Source organism: Acinetobacter sp. YH18001, from assembly GCF_013416975.1.
Classification (GTDB): Bacteria; Pseudomonadota; Gammaproteobacteria; order Pseudomonadales; family Moraxellaceae; genus Acinetobacter; species Acinetobacter pseudolwoffii.
Window position 1 is genome coordinate 13,526 of record NZ_VPEU01000030.1, and the last position, 20,672, is coordinate 34,197.

Sequence of the window (20,672 nt, forward strand, 5' to 3'; positions counted from 1 at the left end):
AATTCCATCATTTAAATTTTGCCTATTTTGCCTGATGTTGAGCAAAAAATTAAGAAGCGCTATCCGCCAGGAATGGATATTTCCTAAAAATAAGCAGACGGCTGTTAAAAATATTGTGTGGTTTTTTGCATGATCTCAGGCGGGATATGTGGCTGTTCTCCACCGCTCATATAACCCAATAAAGCCAGCGACCCAAATAGGCTCAGTAGTATCAGGACAATCATCAGCCAGGCCAGCATCTTTTCCCAGAGCAGGGTCATCCGCGCAGGACCGTAGTCATTTATGCCGCGATCTCCCGAACCAAAAACGATATAAAGCCATACAAAAATGTTCACCAAGGGCAGCAACAGCAGCAGCGCCCACCAGCCACTGCGGTTCATGTCATGCAAACGGCGAACGGTCACCACTAAAGCGAAATAGGCATAGACCAGAATCATGATCAGCATGCCGATACCGGCCAAGCCTTGTAGTGAAAGCAGCCAGTTAGAATCCATTGAATGGACTGCAATATTCACAATATCAATACTTAAGCCCAGCGCAATACTGCTAAACAGGAAGATGAAATGTAGAAATGCTGACCACGCAATAAAACTCAGACGCCCGAAACGGCCTTTTATCGACAAGGGATGATCCGTTGCCACTAAAGCGGGAGGGGTGAAATAGGGAGATTCTGGCGATTTCATAAATATGATCCTGAACTGAACAAAATGAAATAAGAGCGAGAGCTAAATTCTATTTTTTAAAGGGCATTGCTACAGATCATACACAGTTATGCAGAATATTCTGTACTGTAAGTTGTGCTTTATTTTGTTTGAATTTGAATAAATAATCTACGACGAAAGCATGATTGCCGGATTCGAAATAAGCAGGCCATACTGCCATTATGCATAAAAAACAATCAACAACACAGCATTAACCTCTCGTGATGAGATAGAACAAAATCAAGGAAGTGAAATATGCAAGAGATCTATCCAGTACCCGAAGATTTTAAAAAAACAGCACGTACGCTTGAAGACCAGTATTTCGAACGTTATCAACATTCCATCGAGCAGCCAGAAGCATTCTGGACAGAACAGGCACAACGTCTGGACTGGATCAAGCCTTTTACCCAAGTCAAAAATACCAGTTTCGATCCCGACAATTTTAAAATTGAATGGTTTGCTGATGGTCAGCTCAATGTCAGCGCCAACTGTCTGGACCGTCATCTGAAAGAACATCCCTATAAGCCGGCCATTATCTGGGAAGGAGATCATCCTTCACGGCACAAGATTATTTCTTTTGCCGAGTTGCATGACGAAACCTGCCGTTTCGCCAATGTGCTGAAAAAAAATGGCATTGCTAAAGGCGACCGGGTGATGCTGTACATGCCCATGGTCTCTGAAGCCGCGATTGCCATGCTGGCCTGCGCGCGCATCGGGGCGGTGCATTGCGTGGTATTTGGTGGGTTTTCACCGGATTCTCTGGCCAGCCGGATTGAAGACTGTCAGGCCAAAATGGTGATTACGGCCGATTCCGGTATGCGCGGCGGGAAACCGATTCCGCTGAAAGCCAATGTTGATGAAGCCCTGAAACTGGCTGGTACAGACTCCATTCAAAATGTAATAGTGGTGCATCGCACCGGCAACCCGATTGAAATGCAAGAGGGGCGCGACCTGTGGTATCACATGGAAATCATGTCGGTGAATGACATTTGCCCACCGGAACCGATGAATGCCGAAGATCCGCTATTTATCCTGTATACCTCGGGTTCGACCGGCAAGCCCAAGGGCGTGATGCATACCACGGGCGGCTATCTGACTTATGTGAATTGCAGTTTCCGCGAAGTGTTTGACATCAAACAGGATGATATCTTTTGGTGTACCGCAGATGTCGGCTGGATTACCGGACATTCCTATGTGCTGTATGGCCCATTGTCGAATGGCACCACGACTCTTATGTTCGAGGGTGTTCCACAGTATCCGAGCTGGGCGCGTACCGGACACATTGTCGATAAGCATAACGTCACCATTCTCTATACCGCACCGACAGCCATCCGCGCCATGATGCGTGAAGGTGATGCCTTTGTGCGGGAAAGTGACCGCAGCAGCCTGAGAATTCTAGGTTCGGTGGGTGAGCCGATTAATCCAGAAGCCTGGAACTGGTATTACACCGTGGTCGGTGAAAGTCGCTGTCCCGTCATTGATACCTGGTGGCAGACGGAAACCGGCGGTTTTATGATTACGCCATTGCCAGGCGCGACTGATTTGAAACCGGGTTCTGCAACACGGCCTTTCTTTGGGGTACAACCTGCGATTGTCGATGCGGATGGTAAGGAGCTGGAAGGCGAAGCTGAAGGCAATCTGGTGATTAAAGATTCCTGGCCGGGCCAGATGCGAACCATCTGGGGTGATCCGGAACGTTTTATCGAAGCCTATTTCTCGACTTATCCGGGTACTTATTTTACCGGAGATGGCGCGCGTCGCGATAAAGACGGTTATTACTGGATTACTGGCCGGGTCGATGATGTGCTGAATGTGTCCGGACACCGTTTAGGCACAGCTGAAGTTGAAAGTGCGTTGGTGGCCCATGAAGCAGTGGCTGAGGCTGCTGTGGTGGGTATGCCGCATGACATTAAAGGGCAGGGAATTTGTGCCTTTGTCACCTTACAGGCCGACGTGACCAGTTCAGATGAATTGCGTGCTGAACTGGTGAGCTGGGTGCGCAAGATTTTGGGGCCAGTGGCGACACCTGATGCACTGTACTGGGCACCCGCTTTGCCCAAAACCCGTTCAGGGAAAATCATGCGCCGGATCTTGAGAAAGATTGCAGCCAATGAGCTGGATAGCCTGGGCGATACCTCGACATTGGCTGAACCGCAAGTGGTGGATCATCTGATTGCAGAAGTACAAGCCAATCCTCGTTAAATAGCTAAAGTCCACAAGCAAAATACCGGCTGCACGCAGCCGGTATTTTTAGATCAGGAATAAGCTCTGCATGCTTTCGAATATAGCGCAACGTCTTGATCTGCTAAGCTGCCCACATGCTGAACATGAGTTAAAATAATGAATGTACGATCACCATATTTAGATCAATCTCCTGTCGATATTGCCCAGAAACTGGCAGAACAATTTGCCCAAACTGCCGCAGTGCGAGACAAGCAGGGCGGTAATCCCAAGCATGAACGAGACCTGATCCGTAACAGTGGTCTGCTCGGCTTGTCTATTCCTGTTGCCTATGGTGGACAGGGTGCAGACTGGCGGACAATTTTTAAAACCATTCAGACCCTGGCGCAGGTCGATAGCTCTCTGGCGCATGTTTATGGATTTCATCATTTATTGATTGCCACCGTACAGCTATTTTCCCAACCCGAGCAATATGGCAAATGGTTTGCACAGACTGCGCAAAATAATTTGTTCTGGGGCAATACTCTCAATCCGCTGGATCGTCGTACCACGGCAACTCAAGTCTCAGAGCATGAATATATTTTCCATGGTGATAAAAGCTTTTGTTCTGGTTCGATCGATTCGGATATGTTGCTGTGTTCAGGTTATAACGAAGCAGGAAAATTGCTGATTGGCGTGATTCCTACCCAGCGACAGGGTGTGAGCTTTCTAGGCGACTGGAACAATATGGGTCAGCGCCAGACTGACAGCGGCACCAGTCATTTTGAACAGGTCAACATTCACCGGGATGAATTGCTGCTCAATCCGGGGCCACTGAGTACGCCGTATTCCAGTTTACGTCCATTGATTGCGCAGCTGATATTTGTGCATATGTTTCTCGGTGTCGCCGAAGGGGCTTTTGAAGTTGCCAAACAGACCGTACAAACCCAAAAAGCCTGGTCAAAATCCTTGGCTGAACATGCAGTGAATGATCCTTTTACCCAAAAGCATTTTGCCGAGTTTTATGTGCAGCTGGAAAGCGTGCGTTTATTGGCAGATCAAGCCATTCAGACCTTGCAGAAAGCTTGGAATATCGGCCCTGATCTGACTGCCGAGCAGCGTGGTGACGTCTCGATTGCGATTGCCACCGCCAAAATTGCCGCGACCAATAGCTCTTTATATATTACCCAGAATATTTTTCAGGTCATGGGCGCACGGGCAACGACTGTGCAATTGAATCTGGACCGGTTCTGGCGTAATGTTCGGACTCAAACCTTGCATGATCCGGTGGATTATAAATATCAGGAAGTGGGGGAATGGGTGCTGACCGGAAAAGTGCCTGATCCAAGTTTTTATTCCTGATTTGAATATTAAAACAGCCTCTATATGAGAAGCTGTTTTAATATTTTTAAGATGACGGGTCTTTTTTAAAGCTGCTTAAAAGCCTCGATTGCCCGGACACGGGAAGATTTTAAATCCACAAGCGGTTTTGGATAGTCCAGTTCACGGTCAGGGTTTTTGGCGTAGGGTTCATGAATGCTTTTGGCATCTAGATGCGCCAGTTCAGGCACCCACTGACGGATATAATCCCCATTCGGGTCGAACTTCTGTGACTGGCTGACCGGATTGAAAATCCGGAAATAAGGCACCGCATCCATACCCGTCGAAGCACACCATTGCCATCCGCCATTATTGGCTGCCAGATCACCATCAATCAGCTGCTGCATGAACCAGCTTTCTCCCAAACGCCAATCGATCAGCAGGTTTTTGCACAGGAACATTGCGGTAATCATGCGCACCCGATTATGCATCCAGCCGGTGGCCAGTAGCTGCCGCATCCCGGCATCTACAATCGGGATCCCGGTTTGGCCCTGTTGCCAGGCTGCCAAATCTTCAGGTGCATGCCGCCACTGGATTTTATCGGTATTTTCTTTAAACGGGCGATGTCTGGAAACGCGGGGAAAATCGAACAGGGTATGCTGATAAAACTCACGCCACAGCAGTTCATCCAGCCAGGTTTGTTGACCGAGATCATCGATCTGGAAATAGCCATGATGTTGTTTAAACAGCGCCTGAATGCACTGGCGGATCGAGAGAATGCCGATATTTAAATAAGGCGAGAGTTGACTGGTGCCATTAAGCGCTGGAATATCACGATCTGTTTGATAGCTGCTTAAGCGGTCTTCGATAAAATCATCCAGCATCTGTAGGGCATGAGTTTCATCTACGGGCCAAAGTTTTTCAGAATTTTCTATTGAATAGCGACCCGCAAACTTTTCCAGATCAAAATGTGTCAGCTCTGCAGGCAATTCGAGCAAGTCCTGAGACGCAATCACAGGATAAGCAGAAGGCACATCGAGAATCAGCCGCTCATAGCATTTTTTCTTAAAGGCACTATAGACTTGATAGGGTTGATTGGACTGATTGCGGATACTCGCCAATGGAAAGAGGGTGCGATCATGATACAGCTCGACCCGAATCTGCTGCTGTTCTAGTCGTTGCTGAACCTTGAAATCACGCTGTAGTTCATTGACCCCAACTTCAATATGTGCATGCACACTATCAATCTGCAAGTTTTGGCAGAGTGCTAACATCTCATCAGCAAGATTACGCCACAAGCCGACTTCTCGCACAATTAAAGGAATATTCAGTTGTTCTAGTTGCTGTTTGAAAACCTGTAGCCGTCGCAGATAAAAATCGATTTTGATCGGCGCATCTTGATGTAACTGCCATTGCTCAGGAGAAAGCACCACCAAAGCCACACAGGGGCCTTGTTGAGTGGCATGCCACAAAGCGGCATGGTCTTGAATTCGAAGGTCTTGGCGAAACCAGATCAGATGCATGGTACTTTCTTAAATCAGGGAGTTAGCCTGCATTTTAGGCAATCTGCTACCGATGGAATAGTATTAAAATATTAATATGATAGGAGACTGATTTTTGCACGTACCAGTCTCTTTATACCATTAAGCTTTGGCTTGATAAATATTTTCCAGAGTATCCACCAAAGTACGGGTCATCTGGTCAATTTCATAATTCACTGTATCGCCCACCTGGATGTGCTTCCAGGTGGTCAGACGCAAGGTTTCTGGAATCAGGTCAATCGAAATTTCACTGTGGGCACGATCGACACGGTTCACGGTCAGGCTGCAGCCATTTAGCCCAATAAAGCCTTTTAGGAAGAAGTACTTGATATTACCCTCTGGAATCTGTAAATCGATATGCAGGGTTTCACCGCGAGCTTCAATCTGGATGACCTTAGCCCTGCCTTCAATATGGCCATACAGATTATGTCCACCGTTTTCTGCACCGACTTTGGCAGAGCGTTCAATATTCACTTCATCACCAATTTTTAAGGCTTTCAAGGTGGTAAGCGCCAAGGTGACATTGGAAATATCAAAATGAATCTGTTTCTGCGCCCGGTCAATCGTGGTCACCGTGAGACAGACACCATTTACTGCCACACTGGCGCCAATAAACACATCTGCAAAAAAGCCGTGCTGATCACTGACCAACAGGGTAATAAAACCATCGCCTTTGCGAATCTCGATGACCTGTTCCAGGCCTTGGACAATACCGGTATACATAGTTAAACGTCTATTCTTGCAATTGCATCCCATTGTAGGCAGGAAAGCTAAATCCGGCTAGCGCTTTACTGGACTGCTTGGTTTCTGTCCGGATAAAAAATCCCTCAAGCCGAGCCTTGAGGGGAAAATTTGCAATGTGCCGTCATTATTATAATATTTGGGCATAAGCACCACTTAGATTTAAGCGGATTTAGCCTGCACAACCTGCTGTTGTTGTGCTTCTAGCTCACGCACCAATGGCAACACCTTTTCTCCAAAATATTCAACTTCTTCAACACAGTGCAAGAAACCGGAAAGCACCAGATCGACTCCAATATTTTTTAACAGCACAATACGTTCAGCAATTTGTTGCGGTGTGCCAATTAAATTGGTCTTGAAACCGTCGTTATACTGGACTAAATCTTCAAAACTTGATTTTGCCCAGTTGCCTTCGCCTTCAGTTGTCGAGGCACCGGCTTCACGTGTCGCTTCAGCAAAATTTTTCACTGCTTTGATATTGGCCTTATCAATAATTTCCTGTAAAACCGCTTTGGCTTGTTCTTCAGTATCACGTGCGATGATAAAGGCATTGACCCCAATTTTCACAGTGTGATTATTGGCTTGGGCTTTTTCGCGAATATCATCAATCTGTTTTTTCAGCTCTTCAGGCGTGTTGCCATTGGTGAAATACCAGTCTGAAACACGTGAAGCCATATCACGCGCCGCACGTGAACTGCCACCCTGAAAAATCTCGACCGGTTTATCCGGGAGCGGTTGTGGGCGTAAGGTATAGTCTTTAAATTGATAGAACTTGCCATCAAAATTAAAGTGATCCGTATTCCAGATTCCGCGCAAACTGCGAATAAACTCTTCTGAACGGGCATAACGCTGGTCATGCTCTGGCCATGCTTCGCCAATCGCATCAAATTCGCCACGGAACCAGCCACTGACCACGTTAATCGCAATCCGGCCATTGCTGAGCTGGTTAATGCTGGCCAATTGTTTTGCCGCAAGCGCAGGTTTCCACGGCCCGGGTAAAATTGCTGCAATTAACTTGATCTTGCTGGTTTGTGCGAGCAAGGCATGACTGAAGCTGACAGATTCATGCTGGTTTTCTGCACCATAGCTTGACGCAAAACGAATCTGGGTCAGGCCATATTCAAAACCGCTTTTTTCTGCTGCTTGTGCCAGACGCACGTTATATTCATAGCTCCAGTCGGTACGCTGTTCGATGGTACTGACGACAAAACCGCCACTGACATTCGGAACCCAATATGCAAATTTGATGTCTTGCTGTATTTGCTGTTGTGACATATTTCAACCCTCGAAGTGAAAATCGCTGATCAAGCAACTTGCGTTTGCGCTGATTTTTTACTGTGCAAGCGGGATTCTGCTGCATCCAGACTTGGTACAGCCGCAGAGGGCAACACTTCTTCTTGTTCGATTTGTTTATTGATGCTCAAGTTCTGGTTGGCCTGTTGGGTTTTTGCTTTAATGACTTCGGCACGTTGTCCTTTGGCCGGTGCCCATTCCAGAATAGGCAGGGCACGTGCTACTGCCAGGGTAATACGATCGCGGAGCAATTCACTGTGAATGGTATATTCAGGAGTGAAATCACGATCAGTCGCATACACGCCAATCGGTAAAGTCTGAGCCTGGAAAAAGCTGAATAATGGACGTAATTGATGTTCGAGCACCAGCGCATGTCGGTCACTACCACCTGAAGCCGCTAAAAGTACCGGTACATCGACCAGTGCAGTCTGCTCGACAAAATCAAAGAAATGTTTAAACAAGCCGGTAAATGAAGCGCGATATACGGGTGTACCAACAATCAGTGCATCTGCAGCTTCGACGGCGGCCAGATCATCCTGAACGCGCTGCGGTAATTGATTACGATAAATCGCACCACCCAAGAGCGAACCAATTTCACTAAATTTAATAAAATGTACATGAATTGGTGTCGCTTCACCCAGTTCATCAATAATGGCCTGAACCAAGGCTTCAGTTTTAGACGGATGATTTAAACCACCCGATACGGCAACAATATTTAAGGGTTTTTGCGCATTAAAATTAGACATGTTTAGAACCTAAAAAATAGGAGTAATCTCGGAATGTCCTTATTAATCCCGATTCAGTGCCGGGCTGTAAAATAACGAAAAGCTGAAAAGTTATCTGATTTTTCGATATATGAAAAAAGCCTGGTTTATAAGCATTAATTTTAATATAAGTTTTTGATATGTAGATTTATATTGAATATAGCTAAGCTTTTTAATTTAGGAATACGTTATATATAAAAAAGTGATGAGAATTAAATAATTATTGAAATACCGCGAAAAATGGTGATTTTGAAGAAAAACTGCATATTATTTTAAAAATTGTAGAGTCTTGCATATCCTTAACCGGGTTGTGTGGTTAGAATAGGGTCTACCGTGCCAAGATCTCTCTCACGTTGCCTATGAATATTTTAATCGTTGATGATCATCCACTATTTCGTCATGCCTTGATTCAGGCTGTACGTTATAGCCTGCCACAAGCCCAGATTCATGAAACTGCGGCAGTCAATGAATTTTATGAACGTCTAGAAAATGGCCCCGAGCCTGATCTTGTGCTGCTGGATTTAAATTTGCCAGGCGCATCAGGTTTTTCTGCCTTGGTACACGTCCGCGCGCAATATCCGTCGCTGCCGATCATTGTCGTGTCTGCACATGAAGAAGTCAGTATTATCCAGCGTGCCATTGCGCATGGTGCCATGGGCTATATTCCAAAATCTGCCCATCCAAGCCATATTGGTGAAGCGATTCGCGAAGTGCTGGAAGGTGAGATCTGGTTACCGCCAAATCTGCCAGCCAACATGAACTTTGACCCGCGTGCTGCCGATGAAACGGCTTTGGCGGAACGGATCCAGTCTTTGACCCCACAACAGTTCCGAGTATTGATGATGGTGGCCGAAGGCTTGCTGAATAAGCAGATTGCTTATGAACTGGACGTGTCAGAAGCGACCATTAAAGCGCATGTGACTGCAATTTTCCGTAAGCTTGGCGTACAAAACCGGACACAAGCGGTATTGGCCATTAATGCACTGAATATTGAAGACCGGAAAATGTAAGTTCTGTATATCCGCATGGAAAAAGGCCTCCTTGGAGGTCTTTTTTTATCTGAATAATTCAGTGAAAAAGCATGCATATATTAAGCAATATAATCCTGCTTGCGGGTGAAATCATCGCAGAATAATGGATTTAAGGCACATTGCAATTCATCGATCTGATCTTCGGTGACATAACCCTTGGATTTCAGATATTCGGCCACGCGATCATCTCGCAGGCTCAGGAAAGTCGCATCATAAACACCCAGATCGACAAAGAGTGCAGCCGTTTCCAGACTGTTAAAACGGTCCAGATAGACTTCATTGTCATACATCAGGAAGATATGATCATCGCGCGTGTTCGGATCGACATGTAAACGCTGCGCTAGCTCATGCGGGCAGGTTTTAATAAATAGTAAATCAGACAGCTCGTCAAACTGGCTGGTATCCAGACAGTTATCTTCGTTTTTGACTTTACCCAGCCAGGCCTTAAACACCAGGACGGCACCACCACGCAGCAACATGCTCCAGATCTGATGACGAGTTTGCGCCGGCAGATCCGCTGTTTCAGCTTCTAAAGACTGAAGCAGTTTGTCTTCCTGCTCGGCAATCCGTTCAAACAGACCCAGTCCTTGCGGCTTGTAAGCATAAGGTTCAAAGACATCAAAATGTAATTCATCAAAAACTTGCAGTGCCAGCGGGACTGCACTCTGATACAGCGTTTCCAGCGCCTGATACTGGGCATCATTCAGCTTGCTGTATTTAAAGATCTGTGCCCAGTCAATGCTTGGCAATAAGGCATTGGCGCCATATTGACGGTGGAACTGCTGGGCCTGATTCAGGCCATGGTTTTGATCTATGTTCATGTGAAGAACTCCGATATGCAGAAAGATCAGCTACCCAAACAATCAAGGCATGTATGAGATGGAAACTGATCGTTTCTTATTCCTCTATTTTTAGAGCCAAGCATAGCTGATAAAAAATACGACTAAAGTTATAGTGCTGGAAAATTACCCTTTAATTATGAGTTAAAACAAATAGATAATTAATTGTAAATAAGTGTACTGCTGTACAGGTACAGATTGGTCATTTTTTGCCATGGTGAATTAGAAAATGAACATTTTGGTCAATTTATTCGGCTGTATTTTCGGCATATTTGCTGCTTTTAGCACATTAGAATAAATTTTATGCAAGCTAGGTGATTTTCTGTGGCAGTTGAGTATAAAAAATGCCCATTTTAAGCTTTAAAATGGGCATTCATGAATGCAATACAATCTTAGGAATCAGAAATTTTCAGTCCGGATAACCATGATCGTAAGGATGCAGGTTTCAGTGGTTTTTTCAGCAATACAATATTCAGCTCTTTCAGGCGCTGTGGCAATTCCGGATCGGAATCGGCAGTAATCAGCGCCACCGGAACATCATTGCGGCGCTGTTCCAGAATAAAGTCTAAACCGATCTTGTTCTGATTGAGATGCTGATCGACCAGCCAGACCTGAATATTTTCCTGCTGAATCAGCCTCAATGCCTGCTCTGGTTCGGTGGCTTTAAAGACTTGATAACCCCATTTGCTCAACAAGGTCGCCATCCCTTCCAGAATGGTTTCATCATTATCCAGACACAGGATTTTAAACGCCTTGGTTTTTAGTGGTACGGCCTGAACAGGTGCAGCGACGACTTTGGGTGCTGCAATGACAGGCACTTCAATCATAAAACAGGAGCCTTTGCCCAGCGCCGAATACACATGCACCGGATAGTCCAGCATGCTGGTCATGCGTTGCACGATGGCCAGACCCAGTCCAAGGCCCTGTTCACCCCATGGAGAGGTATGGCCGCAACGTTCAAACTCCTGAAACAGCTTGATACGTTGTTCTTCGGCAATCCCCGGTCCGGTATCCCAGACGCCAATGCGGATATGATTCGGTTTGGTACTGGAGCGTAAGACCCCGACCATCACTTTACCTTTGGCGGTATAACGCAGCGCATTACTGACAAAGTTCTGGATAATCCGGCGAATCCACTGTGGATCGGTATCAATCCAGAACTGCGCATCATGCACACTGAATTGAATGCCACGTTGTGCCGCAATGGATTTAAACTGCAGTTCCAGATCACTCAGCAGGTCATGTAGCGGATAGGCCTGACGTTTCGGCTGAATGGTACCGCCTTCCAGTCGGGCAATATCCAGTAGCGCAGACAGCATGCTTTCTGCACCATGCAGGGCACGATCCAGTTGCTGCAAGGTCTTGCGGTCTTCGTCATTTTGGACGCTTTGTTCCAAGGCAGTACTGAACAGACGCGCCGCATGCATCGGCTGCAACAGGTCATGACTGGCGGCGGCAATAAAGCGGCTTTTCGACATATTGGCTTTGTCGGCCTGTTCACGCGCCAGTTGCTGCTCGGACAGGGCATCGGCCAGCTGTTGAGTACGATCCTGAACCCGGGCTTCCAAGACGGCTTCATTTTCACGGAAGGCAGTAATATCGGCGAAAGTTGTAACGAAACCACCCCCTTCGATCGGATTACCACGCATCTGAATGACCCGGCCATCTTTACGAATCCGTTCAAATTCATGGGCACTGCCGACCTGCATCCAGTGAATACGCTTGCGGACATGTTCTTCGACCGAACCCGGCCCACATTCACCACGTTCGGCGTTATAACGGATCAGATCTGCGATTGGACAGCCGACATAGACAATATCGGTCGGATAATCGAACAGTTTTAAATACTGATTATTCCAGGCCACCAGACACATGTTTTCATCGACTACGCTGACCCCTTGGGTCATGTGATCAATCATGGTCATGATCAGATTCTGGTTAAAACGTTGCCATTGCGAGGCCTGATCGAGAATGTTGGCGACCTGACCCAAGGCCAGGCCATTATTGACCATGGCCGTGGTCAGCAGGGTACGTGCCGAAGCTGCCCCGATGGTACCGGCCAGATATTGTTCGGTAAAACGCCACCACATGCCATTGGCGCTGCTATTTTCATTCAGTTCGACACTGTTTTGGGTACAAAATTGCTGAAAAGCGCGGTTAGTGGGCCCTTCACCGGTAATGCGCTTGGCCAGGGTAATCAGATCGCCGACTTTTAAACGCGCCACATCCTGATGCGAATAACTGACTTCAGTTGAGGGACTCTGCGATGGCAGTGGCTTGGTTTCATAATAGAAGAAACTTTCAGCCTGAATCTGTTCGGCAATACTCGGACGGAAAATCCGCGAGACCCAAATATATAGGATTGTATTCAGGCCCAGTGCCCAGACCACCCCATGCGTCAGCGGATCAAACGATTCGAAACCGATCAGCGCTTCAGGACGTAACCAGTTCCAGCCAAAAGGGCCGTTAGTGAGCAGATTTTGGCTAAAGCGGTGATAGGCTTCTGGCAGGCTGCGCAGAATGGTGGGAAATAGCAGGGTATAGGACCACAAGGCAAAACCGGTCAACAGACCCGCATATACGCCCTGCTTACTACCACCGCGCCAGTACAGGCCACCGATCAGGGCAGGGGCGAATTGTGCTACCGCACTAAAGGCCAACAGGCCAAAAACAGAAAGCTGATCAATATCATTAAAGAAGTTGAAGAACAGGAAGCCCATCAACATCACGCCCAGAATACAGATCCGGCGGGTAAATTTCAGTACCAGTGGCAAGCGTTTATCATGTCGCGAAATCAGTTTTAAACGCCACAGCGCTGGCATAATCAGATCATTACTGAGCATGATGGAAAGTGCCACAGAAGACACCAGCAGCATCCCGGTAGATGCGGAAAAGCCGCCCAAGAATGCCAATAAAGTGAGCCAGTCCTGATTATAGCTGAGGGGTAAGGACAGGACCGCCACATCTGGAATTGCCAGATATTGCGGCGCCGCATGCAATGCCCAGCTGGCAATCGGAATAATCGCCAGCGTGGTCAGAATCAGATAAACCGCAAACCAGCGCCGTGCACCGCGGATATGTTTTTCATCACGCAGCTCCACCACTGCCACATGGAACTGGCGTGGCAGACAGATAACTGCCAGAGCTGCCAGCAAGGTCTGAACCCAGAAACTTTGCGGAACCCCAAACAGCTGGACATCACGGAAGGTGGTACTGATATCTGTGCTGATCTGTGCCATATTTCCTGGTGCTTCAAACATAAAGAAACAGGCGACTGCCAGCAGGGCAAAGAGCTTGACAAAGGATTCAAAGGCCACGGCCAGCATCAGACCGCCATGCTGTTCAGTATTGGCAATCTGCCGGGTGCCAAAGATCATCGCCAGAATGGCCAGTACACCGGTCAAAAACAGCACCCCATTGGTGGTGTTGGCAATTCCGGCAGATGGTTCCAGAATGACTGCGGCACTCAGGGCAATGGCGCGTAGCTGTAAGGCCAGATAAGGCACAATCGCGACCACTGCCAGAATGGTGACCAGCGATGCTAGCGGGCCACTTTTACCATAGCGCGCCGCGACAAAGTCCGCGATTGAGGAAATCGCATGATGCTGTCGTACCCGTCCTAATCGGCGCCAGATATCATAACCGACGGCAACGAATAACAGCGGGCCAAGATAGATCGGCAGGAAAATAATGCCTTCCCGTACTGCAGCGCCGGTAGCGCCATAAAAGGTCCAGGATGAACAGTACACCCCTAAAGTTAAACTAAACAATAGCATGCGCCCACGGGTACTCAGCCGGCTGGCATGTTTTTCCCCGTAAAAAGCGCAGATAAAGAGCAATGCGATATAGAGGGCAAGTACCCCTATGATGAGCCAACTGTTCATATAGCCTGATGTGTGCTGAGCATGCCGCTATGATAGCGCATCATGAACGCTGCAGTTTAAATTGGTCATTTTTTAACGACCAAAGTCTAAATTACAAGCACCTACGATTATTGTTAACTTGCAACAGTGATAATTCGAATTAAAAAATAGGCAGCCCAAGGTTGGGCTTCAGGAGAGTAATTATGGATGAGGTACAAGTAGATCGCATTCTACAAAATCCAAAATTCAAAGAAATGGTTGCCAAGAAAAGTCGTCTTAGCTGGACGCTTACGGCAATCATGTTATTCGTTTATGTCGGCTTCATGCTTTTGGTCGGCTATAACAAAGAGTTTCTATTGTCTTCACTTTCAGGTGGTGTGACCACGTGGGGTATTCCACTCGGTCTGGGCATCATTGTTTTGTCGTTTCTCTTGTGTGGTGTGTATTCCTACATTGCCAATAACAAACTGGATCAATTGACCGAAGAAGCAATCCGTGAAGTTGAAGCAATCGCTCATGAAAAAGGACCACGTTAAGATGAAATGGAATTCTCTTATTGCCCTGGCGACCACCCTTATGGCTTCAGGTATGGCTTTCGCTGGTCCTGACTTGGGTGCAGCAGAACAGCAACCAACCAACTGGCCTGCAATTATCATGTTTGTGATTTTCGTAGGTGCAACACTGTTCATTACCAAATGGGCAGCGAAACAAACCACCAGCACCAAAGACTTCTATACGGCCGGTGGCGGTATTTCCGGTTTTCAGAATGGCCTGGCGATTGCCGGTGACTATATGTCAGCAGCTTCTTTCCTGGGTATTTCCGCGATGGTATTCCTGTCTGGGTTTGATGGCTTGCTTTACTCACTGGGCTTTATGGTCGGCTGGCCGATCGTATTGTTCCTGGTCGCAGAGCGTTTGCGTAACCTGGGTAAATATAACCTGTCAGACGTGGTTTCTTTCCGTTTGCAGGAGAAACCGGTACGTACTCTGGCGGCTTTGAGCTCGTTAGTCGTTGTGGCGTTCTACCTGATTGCACAGATGGTCGGTGCAGGTCAGCTGATCAAACTCCTATTCGGTCTAAACTATAATATTGCAGTTGTGATCGTTGGCTTGTTGATGATGGCTTACGTAATGTTCGGCGGTATGTTGGCGACCACTTGGGTACAGATCATCAAGGCAGTCATGTTATTGTCCGGTGCGACCTTCATGGCATTTATGGTCATGAAAGGTGTGGGCTTTAGCTTTACCAACATGTTTGAACAGGCAATTGGTGTTTATTCAAAAGTGCATGACCTGAGTCTTGCCGATGCAACCAAAATCATGGGTCCAGGTAGTTTAGCGTCTAATCCAATTGATGCGATTTCTTTAGGTCTGGCATTGATGTTTGGTACTGCGGGTCTTCCACATATTTTAATGCGTTTCTTTACGGTAAAAGATGCCAAAGAAGCACGTAAATCAGTGGTGGTTGCTACAGGTTTTATTGGTTATTTCTACCTCTTAACCTTCATCATTGGTTTTGGTGCGATTCTATATGTATCGAACAACCCGCAATTCCTTGATGTTGCGAAAATGGCATTGACTGGCAAGCTGGAGCTGGTTGGTGGTAATAACATGGCTGCGGTGCACTTGTCTGATGCAGTGGGCGGTGATCTGTTCATGGGCTTCATTTCTGCAGTCGCATTTGCAACGATTCTTGCGGTGGTTGCAGGTTTGACCCTGTCAGGTGCCTCAGCAATTTCGCATGACTTGTATGCCAACGTCTTGAAAAAAGGCCAAACTACACCTGAATCTGAACTGCGCATGTCTAAAATTGCAACTTTAGGTCTTGCGATCTTCGCGATGATTCTCGGTATTCTGTTCGAGAAACAAAACGTAGCGTTCATGGTCGGTCTGGCATTCTCGGTTGCGGCATGTGCCAACTTCCCGGTGCTGGTGCTGTCTATGTTCTGGAAAGGCTTGACGACACGTGGTGCCGTGATTGGTGGTGTTGCAGGTCTGGTAACCGCAGTAACCTTGATTGTGCTGTCTAAAGCAGTATGGGTCGATACTTTGGGTATTTCTGATACGCCAGTGAACCCGTTCAATGGCCCTGCAATTTTTGCGATGCCATTGTCATTCCTTTGCTGCTGGTTGTTCTCTGTGACAGATAATTCAGCACAGGCTCAAGCAGAACGCAAAGCCTTTGATGCTCAGTTTGTACGTTCACAAACCGGTATCGGTATCTCAGGAGCATCAGATCACTAAGATTTGATATCCTATAAAAAAAGTCCCGTAAGGGACTTTTTTTTATGCCCTTATGCTCCAAATTTTTTAGAGCAAGCGCCGTACTGAATTTGGGTGCGCTAGATTTTGCTTTGATTTTTTCAATCTTTGCATACAAATCGTACAGCTATATACTGCTTTAATCATGCTATGTTAAGCCTGATAAAATAATAATACATGCGCGCATGACTAGACAAACAAGAAGGGTAGTATGAAGCAATCTTTGCAGCAGTTCTGGCACAGCTTTACCCATCTGCCCTCAGCATGGCTGCTTTGTTTACAATTGCTGATTTTGATCTTGTCCATGTTGAGTTATGAAAACCTGCCCTATCGGGCAATCACCTGGATGCTCGGTGTCCTGGTGTTACTGGTCATTGCCAAGGTCATTCGCCAGACGCCGATGTTTACCATTTTAGGACTCAGCTTTGTGGCCGGCGCAATTCTATTTTCTTCACTGATTGTTTTGGGCCTGCGCTATACCTGGGTCTATGTGACGGCGAATCTGTTTGAAGCCAGTGCATATTTTAGTGCTGCTTATGGCCTGTTGCGTTATATGTTTCATGACCGCTATCTTACCAAAGATGAACTCTTTGCAGCTGGAGCGGTATTTACCTTACTGGCCTGGGGCTTTGCTTTTCTTTATAGTGTCTGCCAGTTATGGGTGCCTTACAGCTTTTCAGATCCTGACTTGCAAGCCCATCAGCCTTGGTTGGATTTGATCTTTCTCAGCTTTAGTGTCCAGTCCGCCACGGGCTTGTCGGATGTGATGCCGGTCAGTCCGCTGGCACGGATGCTGGCAATTATCCAGATGTTTGTCGGGGTGATGTATCTGGCGCTGATTGTATCCCGCTTAATTGCCTTGCAATATATCGCACGTCTACCTCATAAAAAGAACGTGAAAAATAGAGAAAACCCGCCTGAGTAATGAAGTTCATCCTTTTATTGTATTGGTTACAGTAACTTAACGGCTTTATTTTGTGTAACATCCTAAAATAGCAGGAGATCTAGCTTCCATAGACTGAATCTGTCTGATCATTTTGACCTTACCAATAATTATTTGACGCTGTTTGTCGATCCAATTTTTAAAAAATGGAGGAGGTATGCCTTCCACAAAACCATCCTGGTTTGCCAATATCAATCCAAATGTTTTTATTAGTACTGTCGCCATTATTGCGATATTTTTAGCGTTGGTCGTATTTGCACCCGATGCTTTTTCAGTTTTCACCCAGCAACTGAACCAGTGGATTACCACCTCCTTTAGCTGGTTCTATGTATTGTCGGTGGCGATATTTCTCATCCTTCTAGTTTATATTGCCCTATCGGATATGGGCAAAATCAAACTGGGACCCGACCATAGCCAGCCGAAATATAGCAGTGCCTCCTGGTTTGCGATGTTATTCACCGCAGGAATGGGGATTGGACTGATGTTCTTTGGCGTGGCCGAACCGGTGATGCATTATGTCACGCCACCTGCCGGTGAACCGGAAACTGTACTGGCTGCACAACAATCTATGCGGGTCACCTTTTTCCACTGGGGCTTACATGCCTGGGCTATTTATACGCTTGTTGGCCTATCCTTGGCTTATTTTGCTTACCGGCATCAATTGCCTTTAAAAATCCGTTCGGCCTTGTATCCACTGATTGGTCAAAAGATCTATGGTCCGATTGGAGATGGCGTCGATACCTTTGCCACCATTGGTACGGTATTTGGTGTGGCCACCACGCTTGGTTTCGGGGTGACCCAAATCAATTCAGGTTTGAACTATTTGTTTGGCATTGAACAGGCACCCAGTACTCAGGTCATTTTGATTATTGTGGTCAGTGCCATGGCGGCGACTTCCGTATTTTTTGGATTAGACAAAGGAATTAAACGTTTATCTGAACTAAATTTGGTACTTGCACTGCTGTTGCTGATTTTTGTTTTTGTGGCAGGTCCAAGTATCTATCTGTTACAGACGACTATTCAGAATGCCGGCCAGTATGTTTCAAATCTGTTCAGTATGACCTTTAATCTGTATGCCTATCAGCCAAGTGGCTGGATTGGGGGCTGGACCATCATGTACTGGGCCTGGTGGATTTCCTGGTCGCCATTTGTCGGGATGTTTATTGCCCGGGTCTCGGAAGGGCGCAGTATTCGTGAATTTATCGTGGGTGTATTGCTGATCCCGACGGGCTTTACCCTGATCTGGATGGGCTTTATGGGCAATGCTGCGCTGTATAGCATTATGCATGAAGCCAATACCAGCTTGCTAGAAGCAGTTCAACGTGATTCCTCTGTGGCTCTATTCGAATTTTTAGCTAATCTGCCTTTCAGCTCAGTGACCAGTATCATTGCGACTTTACTGGTGATGCTGTTCTTTGTGACTTCTGCCGATTCAGGAGCATTGGTGACTGATTATCTGACAGCAAAAAGTGAAAATTCACCGACCTGGCAGCGTCTGTTCTGGACCGTACTCATGGCTTTACTGGCTATCATCCTTTTACTGGCAGGAGGCTTAGAGGCTTTGCAATCGGCCACGATCATGAGTGCTTTGCCATTTACATTCATTATGCTGCTGATGTGCTGGGGATTAATCAAAGCCTTACATCTGGATGTCACCAAAATGCATGCGCTGCAAGCTGCACGGATCACCCCGCGTGCAATCCAGAATCCACGCAGCTGGCAACAGCGATTAGGCCTGATTATGCATTATCCGCACACTCAGGAAGAGGTGCAGCAGTATATTCACAATACAGTGAATAAGGCATTTCTCAGCTTTCAAAGTGAATTGAAACGGCGCCGATTACACGTGGCGATTAGCCCGCTAGAAGACGGTATACAGCTCCGTGTTGATCATCAGGATGAAATTAATTTTATCTATCAGGTCAATGCCACCCAGACTTTAAGTCCAAGCTTTATGTCTGAACTGGAGAATGCGGGCGTAGATTCCTATCAGGCAGAAGTCTTTTTAAGAGAAGGCGGGCAGGGCTATGATGTGATGGAATGGACGCAAGAAGATCTATTACAGGACATCATTGACCAATATGAACGTCATTTGCACTTCTTAAGTCTGGTACGTACACCGGAATAAGCGTATCTAAATCTGAAAATCAAGCAATAATAAAAAAGGACGCATCAAGCGTCCTTTTTTCTATTCAGCATCTAATTAAAAATTAGAAACGGAATTTAGCATTTACGCCAACAGTTTGTGTGTCACGTACTTGTGCATTTTGCGCAAGATTTGCTTCGTAGTTAGCATTTACATAAGTTGCGCCAACTGCAACAGCAGGAGTGATGAAGTAGTTTACGTTCGCACCCCAAGCTTTGTCTGGAGAACCAGCATAGCTAGATTCCATATAAGATGCGCCAACGCTTAACTGTGGGTTAAGGAAAAGCGTAGTACCTAGGTTGTAGGCAGTGTCTTCACCATAAACTAAACCAGATTCAAAACCAATTGACATGTTTGTACCGTCAATCGCGCCTACGTATTTAGTACGTGCAGTGATTGCATCTTGGTCTTCATTAATTGTTGCAGATTCAAGAGCAGCTTTAGCAACGCCATTAGAAACGATGTTGAAAGCGTCATAAGAAGTCTGGTCAGCAACGCTGGTATAACCCACAGCAACCAAGAAGTTAGGAGCAACTAAAGCACCAAGTTCTAAAGCATAACGATCGCCTTGATCGTCAGTTGTGTTAGCAGTTTTGCTATCAGCAATTGTATGGCTATAAGAAGCGCTTGCATAAACAGGCACAACTTTAGTTGGGATATAAGTTTCACCTTTCACGCCGTAAGTATGATTTACAGTACGTGAACGTCCAGCTTCTTCTTGACCATTTTCGCCATAGCTATACGCTAGAGCAACATTAGACGCTTGGTTTAGGAAAGCAGCTTCAGCTAAAGGACCTTTAGACGCATCTACATCTTTGAAGTAATAAGTACCTTGAACAGCACCAGTGAAGTCTTTGTCATTTGCAGTGTTATCGATGTACTCTGACTGACCTTGAACTTCGAATTGATATGCTTGAGCACCGGTCATCGCTAATAATACAGCAGTGGCAGAGGTATATCGAGGCAAGACTCAGCAGTTACTCGAGTTGTTTAGAGACACTAAATTCGATCAATTGGGTAAGTTTGCAGTATCCAGAGAAAAGCATCGAAAAAGAGTTGGACAATGTG

15 protein-coding genes are annotated in these 20,672 nt (G+C 46.5%); 7 read left to right on the forward strand and 8 right to left on the reverse strand.

The genetic code is table 11. The features are described from left to right. Positions 1-104 precede the first annotated feature (104 nt). On the reverse strand, positions 105-683 hold the full coding sequence (locus FTV48_RS10200; RefSeq protein ID WP_180000217.1) for a DUF805 domain-containing protein: 579 nt from the start codon (positions 681-683) through the stop codon (positions 105-107). Positions 684-956: 273 nt separating this feature from the next. Here FTV48_RS10200 and acs point away from each other — a divergent pair, with 273 nt between their 5' ends. Together acs and FTV48_RS10210 are read left to right on the forward strand one after the other, a co-directional pair. Continuing rightward, positions 957-2,903, forward strand: coding sequence for an acetate--CoA ligase (acs, locus tag FTV48_RS10205; protein ID WP_074383876.1), 1,947 nt, complete (start codon positions 957-959; stop codon positions 2,901-2,903). 138 nt (positions 2,904-3,041) lie between these two features. Then, positions 3,042-4,223 carry an acyl-CoA dehydrogenase family protein gene (locus FTV48_RS10210; RefSeq protein ID WP_159138378.1) on the forward strand — a complete coding sequence of 394 codons (1,182 nt, stop codon included), beginning with the start codon at positions 3,042-3,044 and terminating at the stop codon, positions 4,221-4,223. A gap of 65 nt (positions 4,224-4,288) precedes the next feature. Here the strand turns inward: FTV48_RS10210 and FTV48_RS10215 are convergent, their stop codons facing one another. From FTV48_RS10215 to msuE, 4 genes are all read right to left on the reverse strand, one after another. Further along, positions 4,289-5,704, reverse strand: coding sequence for a deoxyribodipyrimidine photo-lyase (locus FTV48_RS10215; RefSeq protein ID WP_100534522.1), 1,416 nt, complete (start codon positions 5,702-5,704; stop codon positions 4,289-4,291). 120 nt (positions 5,705-5,824) lie between these two features. Further along, positions 5,825-6,445, reverse strand: a complete 621-nt coding sequence (locus tag FTV48_RS10220; protein WP_100329499.1) for a riboflavin synthase subunit alpha — start codon at positions 6,443-6,445, stop codon at positions 5,825-5,827. Between the two features lie 180 nt (positions 6,446-6,625). Continuing rightward, positions 6,626-7,738, reverse strand: a complete 1,113-nt coding sequence (gene sfnG, locus FTV48_RS10225) for a dimethylsulfone monooxygenase SfnG (protein ID WP_005173204.1) — start codon at positions 7,736-7,738, stop codon at positions 6,626-6,628. A 29-nt stretch (positions 7,739-7,767) separates the two neighbouring features. Continuing rightward, complete coding sequence (gene msuE, locus FTV48_RS10230; RefSeq protein WP_005095088.1) at positions 7,768-8,502, reverse strand: FMN reductase; 735 nt, start codon at positions 8,500-8,502, stop codon at positions 7,768-7,770. 377 nt (positions 8,503-8,879) lie between these two features. On the opposite strand from msuE, the gene FTV48_RS10235 reads away from it, so the two are divergent. Beyond that, positions 8,880-9,530 (forward strand): response regulator transcription factor, encoded by a 651-nt coding sequence (locus FTV48_RS10235; RefSeq protein ID WP_004281370.1) that lies wholly within the window; start codon positions 8,880-8,882, stop codon positions 9,528-9,530. Between the two features lie 80 nt (positions 9,531-9,610). Here FTV48_RS10235 and FTV48_RS10240 read toward each other — a convergent pair whose 3' ends face one another. Together FTV48_RS10240 and FTV48_RS10245 are read right to left on the reverse strand one after the other, a co-directional pair. Continuing rightward, complete coding sequence (locus FTV48_RS10240) at positions 9,611-10,372, reverse strand: hypothetical protein (protein WP_005095093.1); 762 nt, start codon at positions 10,370-10,372, stop codon at positions 9,611-9,613. 410 nt (positions 10,373-10,782) lie between these two features. Further along, positions 10,783-14,274 carry a PAS domain-containing hybrid sensor histidine kinase/response regulator gene (locus tag FTV48_RS10245; protein WP_180000218.1) on the reverse strand — a complete coding sequence of 1,164 codons (3,492 nt, stop codon included), beginning with the start codon at positions 14,272-14,274 and terminating at the stop codon, positions 10,783-10,785. Between the two features lie 182 nt (positions 14,275-14,456). Between FTV48_RS10245 and FTV48_RS10250 the strand changes: the two genes are divergently transcribed. The 4 genes from FTV48_RS10250 (at position 14,457) to FTV48_RS10265 (ending at position 19,586) form a co-directional block, all read left to right on the forward strand. Further along, positions 14,457-14,789 (forward strand): DUF485 domain-containing protein, encoded by a 333-nt coding sequence (locus tag FTV48_RS10250; RefSeq protein WP_004890697.1) that lies wholly within the window; start codon positions 14,457-14,459, stop codon positions 14,787-14,789. Position 14,790: 1 nt separating this feature from the next. Then, positions 14,791-16,497: a cation acetate symporter gene (locus FTV48_RS10255; RefSeq protein WP_180000219.1), complete on the forward strand. Its 1,707-nt coding sequence runs from the start codon at positions 14,791-14,793 to the stop codon at positions 16,495-16,497. Positions 16,498-16,726: 229 nt separating this feature from the next. Next, positions 16,727-17,440, forward strand: a complete 714-nt coding sequence (locus FTV48_RS10260; protein ID WP_005095099.1) for an ion channel — start codon at positions 16,727-16,729, stop codon at positions 17,438-17,440. A 175-nt stretch (positions 17,441-17,615) separates the two neighbouring features. Further along, a complete protein-coding gene (locus tag FTV48_RS10265; RefSeq protein WP_180000220.1) occupies positions 17,616-19,586 on the forward strand; it encodes a choline BCCT transporter BetT in 1,971 nt (656 codons plus the stop codon). A gap of 82 nt (positions 19,587-19,668) precedes the next feature. Here FTV48_RS10265 and omp33-36 read toward each other — a convergent pair whose 3' ends face one another. Further along, positions 19,669-20,571 carry a porin Omp33-36 gene (gene omp33-36, locus FTV48_RS10270; protein ID WP_257222951.1) on the reverse strand — a complete coding sequence of 301 codons (903 nt, stop codon included), beginning with the start codon at positions 20,569-20,571 and terminating at the stop codon, positions 19,669-19,671. Positions 20,572-20,672 lie beyond the last annotated feature (101 nt).